Genomic DNA, 18298 nt, shown 5'->3' on the forward strand with positions numbered 1-18298 from the left:
TTGTTATTACTATTGTTCGATACCATCTTCCCAGAATCCGTATTTGAATATGATCAAGTTCTTATCTTGTAAGGTTGAGTCACAATAGCCTGTCACTATAACCTCTTGATCATTTAACAAGGTCATGGCATTGAACGTTTCATTATTACTGCAACCACTGGCTTCAAAGTAGCCATTATTGTTAAAGAACGAATCTAATAAACCACTTGGTTTAATCCGCGCCAGTAGCCCTTCTCGACCCGCTAAGCTTTCTCCATAGCCAGCAATTATAAGCTCTTGATTACTATCCAGCAGCGCATCATAAGCATACGAGTTTTGCGCAGCACTAGACAGTGTATAAATCGCTTTTCCGTCACCTGAAAAACTGGTTATCGCTGAACCTGTATTATCATACTTCATGACAGATACCTGATTCACCAAACCTGAAACATTACCCACAACAATCAAGTTGTCGCTGCTATCCAGCAGAATTTTGCTCGCAGAATCATTGTTTGCAAGCAGCATATCTACTACCAGAGTACCACTGGCAGCAAATGTAGCATCTAACAATCCAGCTGGCGTATATTTATGTATCAAGTGATCTTTATCGATAAATGTGTAAGCACCTGCGGCAAAAATAGCGCCATTTGAATCAATGGCAACACTCAAATATTCATCAGTATCTTCACCTTCTATGTAACCATAGTTTGTGAATTCAGCAATTGCTGCATCATAACTATCATCGTCGGTATCTAAGCTGCCGTCTGGATTAACGCGCATGATAAATGATTTCGTCGTACTACCATTTTCAGTGCGACCGACAGCCACAACTTTTTCATTTGCATCTAATACCGCGGATTCGAGATAAACATCATCGCTGCCACTAAAATCGGTTGTTGACATAAACCCAACACCCGCAAAGCTGGTATCCAACTCGCCGTCAGCTGTAGTACGGGCAATAAATCCTTCTACATCCCCAACGGGGTTTTCAATATAACCAAACAGCAAGACTTTACCATCACTTTGTTCAAGCATTCCGGTTACGGTTTGTCCAAACGTAAAGGATAATTGGCGATAACCATTATAACCAAATGCACTATCTAGAGTGCCACCTGTTAAATAACGGCTTAAAACCAAGCTATCGTAACTACCATCGTTGACTCGCGACGCTAGCAATATTTTGCCGGCGTGGGTACTATTTTTCAGCTCTAAAACAGTAACCCCTTCATCAACTGAATTTGATGATGTTTTATTAATAACTCTTTTTCCGTTGGTCGAGAACTCGTCATACAATTCTCCCGCATCATCATTACCGCCTTCAATCGCCATCATGATAACCTTGCTGTCACCTACATCATCTTTGTAGCCCGCGACCCAAGCCGTATCATTGCTGTCAACAGATAAAGTGTGTGCGTAACTTGGATCTGAATTAAAGGCTGTTTTTATATAACCTGAACCACTTGCATAGGTGGTATCTAGCACTGCAGTAAGTGAATTTAAGCGTGCAGCAAACATTTTATAATTGCCGTCGTATAAATAACCTGACGCGTAGATATTTGGGCTAGCATATTCGATGCCTGTAATTTGCGAATAGCCAGTGCCACTGCCCGCATCACCATCAAAATCATACAGCGCCATTCCATCTGCATCAACTGTGCTTACCAGAGCCCCTGAATTGTCAACTGCAATGATGGCGGCTTCTTTTTGCCCATTGGCCAGTAGGGTATAGCCACCGGCAAAAGCGGTGAAATTAGATTCCGTTTTACCGCCTATTGCTAACATCACGTCATCTCGCCCTTGTGATTCGATATCGATTATCACTGGGTTACCATTATTAAATGTCGCTATATCGAGTCCATCTTTATCAATATGTTTGAAAAATACATCTTTATCTCCGGCTGCGGATACCAGCGAGCCTGTAATGATTTTTTTATCGCCATCAATTTTGGCAATTGCAGTTGCTTCGTCATCTAATGACAATCCACCAATATCAATGTACATCGGAGATGCGGTATCAATCACCAACGAAGCATCCAACTCAATCATCATCATGTCATCGGTTGTTGTGCGTTTTCTACCCACTGCAAAGAAGTTAGAACCATCATAAACCATATCATTGACGGATAGATCTGAATTTTCATTTGTGCAGGAAACGCCATTAATACCATTATCAGTTTGCAATTCACCGTTACCATTGATCTCAATGAAACAAATTTCTGTGTGCTGACCATCAAACCGATTGATGGCTAAATAATACTTACCGCCCTTTTCAGCAATGGCTTTAGCCTCTTCATCAGCACCAAGATCAATCACCAGTTCACCCGCATTGCCAAACCCACTATCCACTGATCCATTTTTGTGATAGGCATACATGTAAATATCACGGTCATAATTCTCTACCGAGCCGACAAAATAAATTTTATCGCCATCTCTAATTGAATCGTAAACTATGGAATCTGTATTTTCACCCGTCAGCTCTATACCCTGAGTACCAGAGGTACCAAAAGTGGCTCTTTGCACCGGAATTTGTGGCTCTAATACATCCGTAATATTCACGGTTATGGTCGCGACATCAGACATACTCGGAGAGCCATTATCGGTTGCATCGATAGACAATGAATGAACTGTCTGTAGTTCAAAGTTAAATGGCGTTGCACCATTGACGGTAATTTCGCCCGTTGTGCTGTTGATATTAAACAAGCCGGTATCACCACCAATTAAACTGTAAGTTATGGCATTGTTTTCTAGATCGCTTGCGTTAACATTGCCAACTGATACGCCATTATTCGCATCTTCTGCTATCGAGAAAGTCGCATCGTTGAAGTTAGGTGCATCATTGATTGGGTTGATGGTTAAAGAAACCGTAGCCTGCGCTGTACCACCATTTCCATCAGAAATTTGATAAGTGAAACTATCATTACCAAAGACGTTGGCATTAGGTGTATAGACAAACGAACCGTCTGCATTCAAAGACAAGATGCCGTTTGAGACATTGACAAGCGGAGTTGTATTAACCGTTAATGTATCACCATCTAAATCACTGTCATTATCTAACAAGTCATTGGCTGATGCGGCTTGTACTGATAAAACAACATCTTCATCCAGTGTGTATGCATTGGCAATGGCACTTGGCGCATCATTGATAGGATTAACATTAATGACAACGGCTGCCTGATGTGAACCCCCATTCCCATCTAGGACCTGATAACTGAATGAATCGACTCCACTAAAGTTAGCATCCGGCGTATAGGTAAACAGACCATTTGCCGAAAGTGTCAGACTGCCACTCGCAACATCGACAATCGGCGTTGTATTAACCGTTAATGTATCATTGTCCACATCACTGTCATTGGCTAGTAATGATGTTGCCGCGTTTAAGACCAAATCTTCATCTATAGAATAAGTATCCCCATTGGCAACCGGTGTATCATTAATCGCATTAACCGTCACATTAACCTGCGCATTCGCGGTCCCTTGATTACCATCTGAAATACTATAGCTAATAATATCACTGCCGTTAAAGTTAGGGCTTGGAGAGTATTGTAACTGGCCGCTGACAATGCTAACGCTGCCGCTGGTTGCCGAAGCACTGCTAATACTAATCACATCACCATCCACATCAGAATCATTGCCCAGCACATCAATATTGATACTACTGTCTTCATCTAATGAAATCGTATCATTCACCGCAACTGGCGCATCATTTACTGCGTTAATGGTTAATGCAACTGTCGAGTTCGCTGTGCCGCTATTACCATCAGATATGGTGTAACTTAAGCTATCCGTACCATTAAAATCGACAGGCGGTGTGTATTGCAATTGGTTATTGACCACAATCACATTGCCACTTGTGGCATTTGCACTGGTTATCGTTAATGTATCACCATCAATATCGGTGTCATTTGCTAATACATCGATATTGACAGTGGCATCCTCATCCAGTGCTAAGACATCGCTATTCGCCACCGGTGCATCATTGACAGGATTGATAGTGACATCAACTGAACCATTTGCAGTACCACCATTACTATCAGAGATTACATAACTAATGGTGTCATTGCCGTTGAAATTGACGGTTGGAAGATAAGTAATTTTGTTGTTTACAATCGAAACACTGCCACTGCTCGCATTAACAGAGGTCAATGACAATACATCGCCATCTACATCGGTATCGTTCAATATGGCATCAATAATAATAGATGTATCTTCATCACCTGCCGCGCTATCAACGACTGCAACCGGATTATCATTAATAGGATTAATACTGATAGTAACCGTTCCATTCGCAGTGGCCCCATTACCATCGGTGATACTATAGCTAATACTATCGACGGCGTTGGAGTTTAACGCAGGTGTGAATTGTAATTGATTGCCAGAAATGACAACTGTACCTATTGATGCACTCGCAGTGCTTATACTTAGGCTATCACCATCGATATCAGTGTCATTTGCCAAGGCGTCAATAATTAATAGTGTATCTTCATCGGTTGATACCGTATCGGCAGTGGCAACTGGATTATCGTTCACCGCATTAATCGTGACTCCAACCGTGCTGTTTGCCGTTCCGCCGTTACCATCTGAAATTGAATAGGTCAGTGTATCCGCACCGACAAAGTTCAAATTCGGCGTATAAACCAGTTGGTTATTGACAATACTGACCGAACCATTACTGGCCCCTGCACTAACTATGGTTAATGCATCTCCGTCAATATCTGTGTCATTTGAGATAGCATCAATATTAATGACAGAATCTTCATTTGTGGTTACGGCATCGGTATTCGCTAGCGGGTTGTCGTTCACTGCATTGATTGTCATCGCAACTGACGAATTTGCACTGCCGCCATTACCATCTGAAATGCTGTAACTTATTGAGTCAGTACCAAACTGGTTGCTTACTGGTGTATACAACAATTGATTATCGACTATCGCAACATTTCCACTTACGGCACTTGCTGAGCTAATACTTATACTGTCACCATCAATATCAAAATCATTACTCAGTACATCTAAACTAATGGCTGTATCTTCAGCGGTCGCGAAAGTATCCGGCGTTGCATTTGGGTTATCATTCACAGCATCTATGATTAAATTTACAAGGCTAGAATCTGCGCCACCATTACCATCTGAGATACTGTAATTAATTGTCACACTGCCAATTACATTTGCCAAAGGTGTATATACCAGTTGACCATTGTCAATAATCACATTACCCGTACTCGCTGTCGCACTGGTAATTGTCAGCGTATCGCCATCTACATCTAAATCGTTAGACAATACATCTATTGTAATAGATGTATCTTCGAGCGTATTCACAGCATCTGAAACAGCAACCGGACTATCATTTAAAGCATTAATATTGACCGTCAGGTTTCCGTTAACAGCGCCACCATTTCCATCTTCAACAGTATATGTGACAACTGTTGGGGTCGTGCTGTCAGCTGCCGGGATAAACCGCACTTGGTTGCTGACGATACTGGCAACGCCTGTTGAACTGCTGACACTTGCAAGGGTTAAGCTATCCCCATCTACATCTGAGTCATTACTCAATACATTAACCGTAATTGCCGTATCTTCATTGGTTGTGACCGATTCATCCAATACCACAGGCACATCATTCAGCGCGTTAACAGTGATATTTACACTGCCACTGGCACTACCGCCATTCCCGTCAGAAATGTCATAACTGATAGTAACGGCGCTGCTATCATTTAAAACAGGAGTAAAGTCTAATTTATTATCAACAATACTTAATGTACCGCTAGAGCTGGTTGCTGTGGTAATGGTCAGCGCATCGTTTTCAACATCCGTATCGTTAGCAAGCACATCTATGGTAATTTGTGTATCTTCATCGACTGATACTGTATCTAACACAGCTACGGGATGATCATTTACAGGGTTAATGGTCAGATTGACGGTTGCTGTATCTGTACCGCCACTACCATCTGAGATTGTGTAATTAATGGTTGCACTGCCATTTGAATTTGCAACTGGCGTATAACTGATTTTATTGGCCGCAATGGTAGCTGTACCTGTACTTGCCGAGGCCGAAACTATCACTAAACTATTGCCGTCTGCATCTGTGTCGTTTGCCAAGACATCAATAAGCGTGACGGTATCTTCGTTTAAAGCTAAATTATCATCATTAGCGACTGGGTTATCATTTACTCCCCCTACATCAATGTCTACCGTGCTGTTTGCACTACCACCATTGCCATCAGAAATACTGTAATTAAGGGTGACAAGGCCTGTAGCGTTAAGCGCTGGCGTATATTCAATTTTGTTGTTTACAATATTGGCTGTACCCAATGAAGCATCCACACTGGCAATAGATAAACTATCACCATCAACGTCAGAGTCGTTGGCCAAAACATCTATGATGATTTGCGTATCTTCTGCTGTTGTTACATTATCGCTGGTTGCAATGGGTAGATCATTGACCGCATTCACCGTCAAATTGACTGTGGCCGAATCTGTGCCTGAGTTGCCATCATCTATCGTGTAATTAATCGTGATTGAACCGTTAAAATCTAGCTCTGGCGTAATCTCCAACTGGTTATTATTGATAATAACAGTTGCATTATTGGCAGTCGCTTGCGTTATATTCAAACTATCGCCATCAGGATCACTATCATTGGCCAGCACATCTAGCGTAACAGCCTGATCTTCATTAATCGTAGCACTATCATCTTGTGCGATAGGCATGTCGTTCACACTGCCAATAGTTACGGTCAATACCGCGCTGGCGGAACTGCCTTGACCATCTTCAATGGTATAATCAATGGAGGCGCTACCATTTATATTGTTTGGTGGTATAAATTGGATTTGATTATTGACAATATTAACAGTGCCAATTGATGCTGTAACTTCTGTAATGGTTAATGCATCACCATCGGCATCCGAATCATTTGCAATGACATCAATTATTTTTGTCACATCTTCACTGGTCGAGCTACTATCGTCTACTGCAACTGGCGCATCATTGACCGCATTAATTGTGATATCGACCTCTGCACTCGCTGTCGCACCACCGGCATCTTGCACGATATAACTTAAATTAACAGGACCGTTAAAATTAACTTGTGGAACAAACTCTAGTTTATTATTCACAATAGAAGCAGAGCCGGACGAAGCAGAAACGCTGGTTATCGTTAGTGCGTCACCTTCAACATCCGAATCGTTCGCTAAAACATCGATTGTAATGTTGTTGTCTTCATCTATCGACACGCTATCCGCAACCGCTATTGGCGCATCATTCACCGGTGTTACCGTGACGTCAAGCTGTGCACTCGCGATCGCACCACTTGCATCAACTAATGTATAATTGACAGTAAATACACCGTTTAAATTTGTGGAAGGTTCAAACTGAATCTGGTTACTGTTAATACTCGCAATTCCTGAGCTGGCATTGACACTTTGTAAGCTAAGTGTTTCGTTTTCGACATCGGTATCATTGGCCAGCACATCAAACAATAACAAGCCATCTTCTGCCATGCTCGCAACGTCATTTACACCGACAGGTGCATCATTCACCGCTGTTATTGTCAAAGCCACAGTTCCATTTGCTGTGCCGCCATTACCATCTGAAATACTGTAAGTAATGGTATCTGTACCAAAGAAGTTCGCATTAGCTTGATATTGCAGATTTCCTGCAACAATACTAACGCTGCCTGAAGCGGCACTGGCTGCGGTAATGGCAAGCGTATCACCATCAATATCAGTATCATTTACCAATACATCAATAACAGCTAACGTATCTTCAGCAACCGTTGCATTGTCCTGATTAGCGATAGGCGCATCATTTATCGCATTAACCGTTACAGTGACGCTTGCGGTTGCGCTTCCACCTTCTCCATCTTCTACGGTATAACTCAGCGAATCTGTACCATTGAAATTACTAAGCGGTTGATAGCTGATCTGGTTGTTAACTATGCTAACACTGCCCGATACAGCAGACACACTGGTCAAAATAAGTGTTGTAGTTTCTACGTCAGAATCATTTAACAATACATCTAAACTTGCATTAACATCTTCATCTGTTGCAAATGTATCATTTTGCGCAACAGGAATATCATTTATGGCATTTACGACAACAGTAACTGTGCTGCTTGCCGTACCACCGTTTCCATCATCAATACTATAGCTTATTTGCTCGGTACCATTAAAGTTGGTTGCCGGCTGATAAACAAGCTGGCCAGAACTGATACTGACTGCACCACTGCTCACCGTTGCACTACTAATTGACAAATCATCATTATCGGCGTCCGTGTCATTGGCCAGAACGGAAATCGTAACAACTGTATCTTCGTCTGTAATAGCACTATCTGGCAGCGCAATAGGTTGATCATTAACCGCGTTAATCACGACATTGACAAGCGCACTGGCAGAACCACCGTTACCGTCTTCAATATTATAGCTGATGGTATCAGTACCAGAGTCATTTGCAGCAGGCAGATAAGTAATGATGCCATCTAAAAAGGTAACCGTACCTTTAGTCGCTGAAGCAGAAACTAAGCTAAGTCCATCGCCATCGGGGTCGGAATCATTTGCCAATACATCAAGACTATTTTCAGTATCCTCATTGGTTGTCAAGGTATCATCTAACGCAACCGGCAGATCATTGATAGAAACGACTGTCACATCGACATTTTGCGTAGCACTACCACCTTGACCATCAGAGATAGCATAAGTCAATGTTGTCGTGCCATGAAAATCAGCTTGCGGGGTATATAGCAAGGTATTCCCTTGAATCACGACATTTCCATCAACGGCAGTCGCAGAGGTAATGGTTAAACTATCACCATCAATATCTGTATCATTATTTAAGACGTCAATGGTGATACTGACATCTTCATTTGTAGTGACGCTATCTGCCTGAGCAACAGGCACATCATTAATTGCGTTTACTGAGATATTCACAGTCGCCGATGCAAATCCGCCTTCGCCATCCGTAATTGAGTAAAAAATACTATCACTGCCAAAATAATTGACTGGTGCAGTGTAGACGAGTTGCTCGTTTAAAATAACAACACTGCCTTGATTAGCTGAAGCAAACGACAGGCTCAAATTATCACCGTCCACATCAGAATCATTTACCAATACGTCAATGGTTAAAGAGCTGTCTTCATCCAAGGTAACACTTTCACCTACGGCTACGGGTATGTCATTTAACGCATTAATATTCAAACTAACGGTTGCGCTACTCTGCTGAATACCATCAGATATCGTATAATTTATGCTATCCGTACCATTAAAATTAGCTGCTGTCTGATACAACAACTGATTATTGACAATGCTTACCTCTCCGTTAGTGGCTGATGCGGCAACAATCGTCAACACATCACCATCTAAATCTGAGTCATTGGCTAGAGCATCTATCGTAATTTGTGTATCTTCATTCAAGCTAGCGATATCATTATTGGCAATAGGTGAATCATTCACAGCAAAAATAACAATACTCACAACGCTATTACTCACCCCTCCATTACCATCAGAGATTGAATAATTTACTGTTTTTGTACCAAAGCTATTTAACGAAGGGGTAAAATGAAGCTGATTATCGACTATACTGACCGTTCCAGAAGCGCTGCTGGCTGTTGCAATTGACAAAGCATCCCCATCCACGTCAGTATCGTTCGCAAGCACATCAATAATCACTAAAGTATCTTCGTTTGTGGTTGCACTGTCGGCGACTGCGATTGGGTTATCATTGAGCGGATTGACTGTTATATTTAATACACCCGTAGCCGTACCGCTGTTACCATCAGTCACAGTGTAATCAATCACAACATTGCCGGTTGCATTGTTTGCCGGAATAAATTTAATCTGGTTACTGACTATACTGACAGAGCCAGAACTGGCTGTAACAGCGCTAATGGTTAACGTGTCACCATCACTGTCTGTGTCATTCGATAAGACATTGACTGTGACGCTTTTTTCTTCGTCAGTTGTTGCATTGTCATCATTTACAACGGGTAGATCATTCACTGAATTAACAGTTAGCGTCGCTTGACCAGAGCTTAAACCACCCTGTCCATCCTCTACACTGTAATTTATCAATACCGTGCCGAAATAATTCGCCTGCGGGCTATATGCCAGCATATTATTGACAATATTGACTGTGCCCACATCAGCACTGGCTGCGCTAATGGTTAATACATCATTTTCTGCATCACTATCATTGGCCAATACATCCAGTGTGATATCACTGTCTTCATCTATTTGGGCAACATCATCTACCACTACCGGTGCGTCATTGACCGGATTCACTGTCACTGTCACTGTGCTCGATGACATGCCGCCGCTGCCATCTTCAATATCATAGTTTAATGTCACTGTGCCGCTAAAATTAGCCTGCGATACATAACGTACCTTATTCGCCGTGATGCTCGCGCTTCCTTCTGAGGCAACCACATTGGTCACAACTAATGTATCCCCATCTGCATCGGTATCATTGGCTAATACATCTATTGTGATGCTGCTATCTTCATTTATGGATATCGCATCTGCATTTGCAATCGGCGCATCATTTTGACTACCAACATTAACATTAACTGTCGCGCTGGCACTGCCTCCTTGACCATCCGTGATATCGTAAGATATCACCGCAAGCCCGGTCATATCTAACGCAGGGGTATATTCTAGTTTGTTGTTAACAATAACAACTGTACCTATCGCTGCCGTCGCACTTTCGATACTTAGCGTATCCCCATCAACGTCACTGTCATTGGCCAGCACATTTATCGTTATCTGCGTATCTTCAGCCGTTGTTACACTGTCTGCGACACTGACGGGCTGGTCATTGACCGCGACTATCGTTAACTCTAATGTCGCGCTAGCATTACCGCCGTTGCCATCTGTCAGTTGATAATCAATGGCTATCTCTCCATGAAAATCTTGTACCGGAACAATCGATAACTGGTTATTAACAATACTGACAGTCGCTTCTTCTGTATTCGATGTGGCGGATACCAAGGTTAACGTATCGCCGTCACTGTCACTATCATTGTTTAATACATCCACCATCACGGTAACATCTTCATTTGTCGTCGCGCTATCGTCTAGTGCAACGGGTAAGTCATTGGTACTCCCCACATCAACCGTTACTTGTGCTGAGGCGGTCAAACCAGCTTCATCTTCAATTGTGTAGTCTATTGTGGCCGTTCCAAAAAAGTTTGACGCCGGTACAAATAATACTTTGTTACCTTCAATACTGGCTGTGCCTATTGAAGGTGATACTGATTTCAACGATAAAGTATCGCCATCTATGTCAAGATCATTTGTTATCACATCAATTTGAATTGAAGTATCTTCAGAGGTTGAAGCTGAATCATTAACCGCGACTGGGCTATCATTGACTGGCGTGACGGTTACCTGAACACTGCCGGTTGCTGTTTGTCCCATCACATCGGCGATACTGTAGGCCAGTGTTACAACACCATAAAAATCACTTTGCGGGGTAAAATCCACTTTACCCTGATTAATAACCGCATTGCCTGAAGGTGCTGAGACACTGGTTAACGTCAATTCATCACCATCTATATCAGTATCATTTGCCAATACATCAATCGAAACCTGGGTATCTTCTGCGGTTGTAATCGTATCTAAATTAGCAACTGGCAAATGATTAACATTACCAATAAGAATGACAATATTTGCAGAAGCGCTGGCACCATTTGCATCAGATATTGTGTAACTTGCCGTAACAGAACCACCGCCATTTAGTACAGGTGTGTACAGCAATTGCCCTTGGTCAATTGCAATGCTGCCTTCACTCACACTTGCGTTGGATATGGTTAAGGTATCACCATCCTCATCACTATCATTGGCCAATACGTCGATATAAATAGGCGTATCTTCATCCGTTGATGCATTATCATCTAATGCCATTGGCACATCATTGACGGATAACACGGTGACATCTACAACGTCACTGACACTGCCACCATTGCCATCTGAAACGGTATAATTAACCGTGGTCGTACCGTAAAAATTAGCAACGGGTTGAAACGCTATTTTTCCAGCTGAAATACTTGCACTGCCATTTTCTGCTGATACCGAAGAAAGCGTTAATGCATCCCCATCAGCATCTGTATCATTCGCCAATACATCAATTGTGATGCTTTGATCTTCATTAATGATGATAGACTCTGGCATAGTCACAGGTAGATCATTCACTGAATTAACAGTTAGCGTTGCTTGACCAGAGCTTAAACCACCCTGCCCATCCTCTACACTGTAATTTATCAATACCGTGCCGAAATAATTCGCCTGCGGGCTATATGCCAGCATGTTATTGACAATATTGACTGTACCCACATCTGCACTGGCTGAACTAATGGTTAATACATCATTTTCTGCATCACTATCATTGGCCAATACATCCAGTGTGATATCACTGTCTTCATCTATTTGGGCAACATCATCTACCACTACCGGTGCGTCATTGACCGGATTCACTGTCACTGTCACTGTGCTCGATGACATGCCGCCGCTGCCATCTTCAATATCATAGTTTAATGTCACTGTGCCGCTAAAATTAGCCTGCGATACATAACGTACCTTATTCGCCGTGATGCTCGCGCTTCCTTCTGAGGCAACCACATTGGTCACAACTAATGTATCCCCATCTGCATCGGTATCATTGGCTAATACATCTATTGTGATGCTGCTATCTTCATTTATGGATATCGCATCTGCATTTGCAATCGGCGCATCATTTTGACTACCAACATTAACATTAACTGTCGCGCTGGCACTGCCTCCTTGACCATCCGTGATATCGTAAGATATCACCGCAAGCCCGGTCATATCTAACGCAGGGGTATATTCTAGTTTGTTGTTAACAATAACAACTGTACCTATCGCTGCCGTCGCACTTTCGATACTTAGCGTATCCCCATCAACGTCACTGTCATTGGCCAGCACATTTATCGTTATCTGCGTATCTTCAGCCGTTGTTACACTGTCTGCTACACTGACGGGCTGGTCATTGACCGCGACTATCGTTAACTCTAATGTCGCGCTAGCATTGCCGCCGTTGCCATCTGTCAGTTGATAGTCAATGGCTATCTCTCCATGAAAATCTTGTACCGGAACAATCGATAACTGGTTATTAACAATACTGACAGCCGCTTCTTCTGTATTCGATGTTGCTGATACTAGGGTTAACGTATCGCCGTCACTGTCACTGTCATTGTTTAATACATCCACCATCACGGTGACATCTTCATTTGTCGTCGCGCTATCGTCTAGTGCAACGGGTAAGTCATTGGTACTCCCCACATCAACCGTTACTTGTGCTGAGGCGGTTAAACCGGCTTCATCTTCAATTGTGTAGTCTATTGTGGCCGTTCCAAAAAAGTTTGACGCCGGTACAAATAATACTTTGTTACCTTCAATACTGGCTGTGCCTATTGAAGGTGACGTCGAAAGTAAAGTCAGTGCATCACCATCCACATCAGTATCGTTCGCTATGACATCGATATAGACAGAGGTATCTTCTGCTGTTACGGCAGAATCATTTACAGCTACCGGACTGTCATTAATTGAAACAACAGTCAGCTCAACAGAGCCAATTGCGCTTTTACCTTGCGAATCCGCTATGGTGTAGGCCAATGTCACCACCCCAAAAAAATCGCTAGGCGGTGTATAATTTATCTGTCCTGCACTGATAACCGCATTTCCGACAGGCGCTGACACGGTCTGGATAGTCAGCGGATCATTATCTAAATCAATGTCATTTGCCAGCACGTCCAGTTCAACCAAGGTATCTTCATTTGTAGTTGCGCTATCGACATTCGCTATTGGGGTATGGTCAACATCTTCAACGGTTATGAAAACATTCGCAGTAGCCGTCGCTCCAGTGGCATCGGCAATTGTATAACTGGCAGTGATACTGCCTGTTTCATTAAGTATTGGAGAAAATAATAATTTTCCTTGTTCAATACTGATGCTTCCCTGACTTACAGATGCTTGGGATATGGTTAAAGTGTCACCATCTACATCATCATCATTCGCTAATACATCAATATAAATAGGAGTATCTTCGTCCGTTGTGGCACTATCATCGGCCGCAATCGGTAGGTCATTGACTGGTTGCACCGTGACGTCAATAATTGCACTGGCACTGCCTCCATTACCATCAGAAATCATGTAGTTGATGGTACTTTGGCCAAAAAAGTTTTCTTCTGGCAGATAAACTATTTTGCCTTCTGATATGTTCGCTTGACCCGAGCCAGCATTGACAGATGTAATGGTTAATACGTCACCATCTATGTCGCTATCATTTGCCAACACATCTATCTCTACAGCGACGTCTTCGTTGGTCGTTACTGTCTCATTTTCCGCTACTGGAAAATCATTCACAGCCGTTAAATTAACCGTTACTTGGCTGCTATCGGTGCCCCCTTGCCCATCTGATATTTGATAGTTAATGGTCACTTCGCCATTGATATTCTCAGTCGGCTGATAAAATAATTTATTATTCACGATACTGACGCTACCTGAGTCAGCCGTGGCTTGCGTTATTTCTAACGTGTCACCATCAGCATCAGTGTCATTAACCAGCGCGTCAATTGTCATGTTTTGATCTTCTGAGCCCGTCGCAATATCGGCAGTCGCGACAGGAACATCGTTTATAGAGTTAACTGTTACCGTAACCGTCCCGCTGGCTTGCCCACCATTACCATCACTCACACTGTAGTTAATAATTTGCGTTCCAAAGTAATTGGCGTCTGGGGTATATACAATTTGATTGCCGGATGTTGAAACGCTTCCTGAGTTGACACTGGCAGAGGCAATTACTAACTGATCACCATCGGCATCTGAATCATTGGCCAACACGTCAATGGTTATACTTGTATCTTCGTCCAGTGTTGCCACATCATTCACAACGACAGGTAGATCATTAATTGAATTAACCGTTATGATTAATTGTGCTGAAGCCGCTAGCTGTTCATTGTCTGTTACGCTATAGTCGATAACCACTTCACCAAAGAAACCTTCCTCTGGCGTGTAAACAAGCTGATTATCCTGCACTGACACCACGCCACTATTAGCCGTGGCTTGCGAAATACTCAAATCATCACCGTCAGGATCGGTATCATTGGCTAAAACATCAAATACGCCACTATTATCTTCATCTAATACACCTGTATCATCCAATGCGACCGGTTGATCATTTACCGCATTCACTACTACGGTAACCTCACCCTGAGTTTGTGCTTGTTGACCATCGGTTACAATATAGGTTATTAAAACAGTCCCGTTGAAATTGGCTGCGGGCTGATAATTCAACTGATTACTTTCAACACTAACCGTCCCTTGGTCGGTCAATGCAGAAGATAAAATGAGTGAGTCGCCATCAACGTCTGAGTCATTTGCCAACACATCTAATAGTAAAATACCATCTTCATCCATGTTTACACTTTCATTGACCACCACAGGCGCATCATTGACAGGATTAACCGTAACGCTCACAAAAGCAGAAGATTGAGCGCCGGCAGGATCTTCAATCTGATACTCAATAGAAAAATCGCCAAACGCATTAACCTCTGGTTGGTAAATTATTTTATTGTTGCTGACACTGGCACTCCCATCTGTGGCTTCGGCCGACAAGATAGTTAAATTGTCACCGTCTGCATCAATGTCATTGGCCAGCGCATCTATAGTAATAAGCTGATCTTCATCCATCGAAACACTATCATTTTGTGCAACAGGTACATCATTCACCCCACCTACATCTATCGTTAGCTGAGCAGAAATAGGCTCACTTACACCATCCGAAAGTGCATATGTCACTGTCGCTTGTCCGTTATAATTATTAGCCGGAGTATAGCGAATTTGGTTATCCTCAATCGCAGCCAGACCAATATCTGCTGAAACCTGCACAATGGTTAAATTGTCATTATCAACGTCTGAGTCGTTCGCCAGTACATCTATGAGTGTCGGGGTATCTTCATTGATGGTTGCATGATCGGGTTCAGCAATGGGCAAGTCATTAATAGCGTTTATTTCTATGATCAGATTAGCAGTTCGATTGGCAAAACCGTCCGTCACTGTGTATTCAAGCTCAAAGCGACCATTTTGATTTTCAGTCGGGGTAAATTGAACTTGGTTTTCGCTAATAGTGAGCTGTGCTGCTAGCAACTCAAAATCTTTACCCGCCAGATTTTCTATCACTAACGCATCACCGTCTGCATCTGTATCATTGGCAAGTAAATCTATTGTCACGGCCGAGCTATCTTCATCTATCGCCAAAAGATCATCAACCAATACAGGTATATCATTGACCTGGCTAATCGTTAAAGTCACTTGCGCACTAGCAGTTAAACCTTGCTCATTGGCAATTTGGTAAACAAAGCTATCCGTGCCGTTAAAATTAGAATTTGCCTGATAGGTAAAACTACCATCTGCAAATAACGACAAACTACCATTTTTCGGTGCTGAGAGGGGTGTTGTGTCAACCGTTAACTGGCCACTTTCTATATTATTATCGTTTAATAACAGCCCCTCTGCGCTACTCACCTGAATACTCGAATCTTCCGCTAAACTATACTGATCAGGTCCGGCAGTTGGTGGATCACTCACCGGTAATACGTCAATTGTTACAAATGCTGATGCACTAAGCCCCTGCTCGTCTTCTATTTGGTACTGAAACTGATCGATACCAAAAAAGTTAGCATCTGGAATATAGGTAAATGTACCGTCAGTCGAGAGCACCAGCTGACCATGTTCTGGCGCGGTTAGCAAGCTTTCACTTAACTGTAAAGTTTGACCTTCGGGATCTTGATCATTATTTAATAAACCTTGCGCAACGGTATCAACACGTAAACTGCTATCTTCATTTATTTCATATGTATCGTTTGCCGCAATTGGGGGTTGATTCGGTGCATCATAAAGGATGTTGACACGCGCATTTGCCTGTCCGCCGTTACCATCTGATATTTGATACACAAAGCTATCAGTTGTATCAGCAATCGCGTTGGCCTGATAGACAAAACTACCATCGGCATTAAATGTGACCGAACCATTTTGTGGATTTTCGAGCAGCTCAGGTAAAACAAAAATCGCATCTCCGTCTATGTCTGCATCATTGAGTAACAAGCCTGGAGCAGAAATAGTAATGCTGGGATCTTGCGTGTCGTAAGCAAAACTATCCTCACCGGCAACAGGTGCATCATTTACAGCTAAAACCGTAATATTAACAATGCCTTGGGAAGAAGCCCCTAACTCATCAACTAACAGATAGACAAAACTATCTGAACCAAAAAAATTGGCACTTGGTTGATAATCGAACTGACCATTCTGTTGTAATGTTACCGTGCCATTTTCTGCGCTTTCAATAAGCTGAGTGTTTACGCTAATCGCCTGTTGCTCTGGGTCTGAATCATTGTCAAGTACATTGCCTTGTAACACTTGATCTTCATTCCCCTGAAAATTGTCATTATTTGCAACAGGCGGTAAGTTAACTGGCGCATTAGGTGCAGGCACGATTAAGCGCGGTGCTAAACCACTTTCACCACCACTGTCTAATCCGGTCAACAAAATGTGAAAGTCTTGCGTTGTATCCGTATCGTCAATACTCAGGCTATTTTGCGTCAAGGCTAACCTTTGTAATCCATTGTCTAGAGATAACGCATTTTGCGCGCTAACCGAGGCATCCGTTGCAGCATATAAATTGTAACGTAACAACTGACTATTATTATCCCAGTTTAAATTGATCTGTCCGTCACCCCGACTTGCATTCAAACCCGTTATTGCGATAGGTTGCCAGTCGATGTTAAGCGCATCCATCATTCCCTGATTATTGTCAATATCAGTCAACCACAATTCAATACGCAGGTTACCCGCGATTTCGCCTGATAAGCTAGGGTTTAAGCCAAATATCGTGCGCTCAAAATCAGCGCCACAGTCGCCTTCACACAGAACCAAACTTCTATCGACATTGGCTAATACCAACTCTAGTTTGCTTATACCATCTGGGTCACTCGCCGCTACACTAAATGTTAGATTGCCTTCAACTGCCGAACCTTCATACGGAAAGTCTATTGTTCCAAGTGCATCTGCCAACCTATTGCTCACGACTGAATTCGCTTGCACGGGCCGCCCGGCCAATTTAAGAGAAACTGTAGAAGACGTGCCTTGTTTAGCAGTCAGAGAAATTTTAGGTTTATTGTCTACAATTTCTTCCACTGGCTCAGTGACATTGGTTTTTCCAGTATCCGACGAAGATTGTTCGCCACAGCTCACTAAAAGCCAAGCAAATATCAATAAAATTAAGTTTGGAAATACTTTAAACACAATTACTCTCCTGTGTGCG

At 42.6% G+C, this 18298-nt stretch carries 1 protein-coding gene; it reads right to left on the reverse strand.

Annotated elements, in window-relative coordinates:
* Window positions 1-9 precede the first annotated feature (9 nt).
* Window positions 10-18279: an Ig-like domain-containing protein gene (locus FNT16_RS01765; protein ID WP_143869937.1), complete on the reverse strand. Its 18270-nt coding sequence runs from the start codon at window positions 18277-18279 to the stop codon at window positions 10-12.
* Window positions 18280-18298 lie beyond the last annotated feature (19 nt).

Source organism: Catenovulum sediminis (assembly GCF_007289895.1).
Lineage (GTDB): Bacteria > Pseudomonadota > Gammaproteobacteria > Enterobacterales > Alteromonadaceae > Catenovulum > Catenovulum sediminis.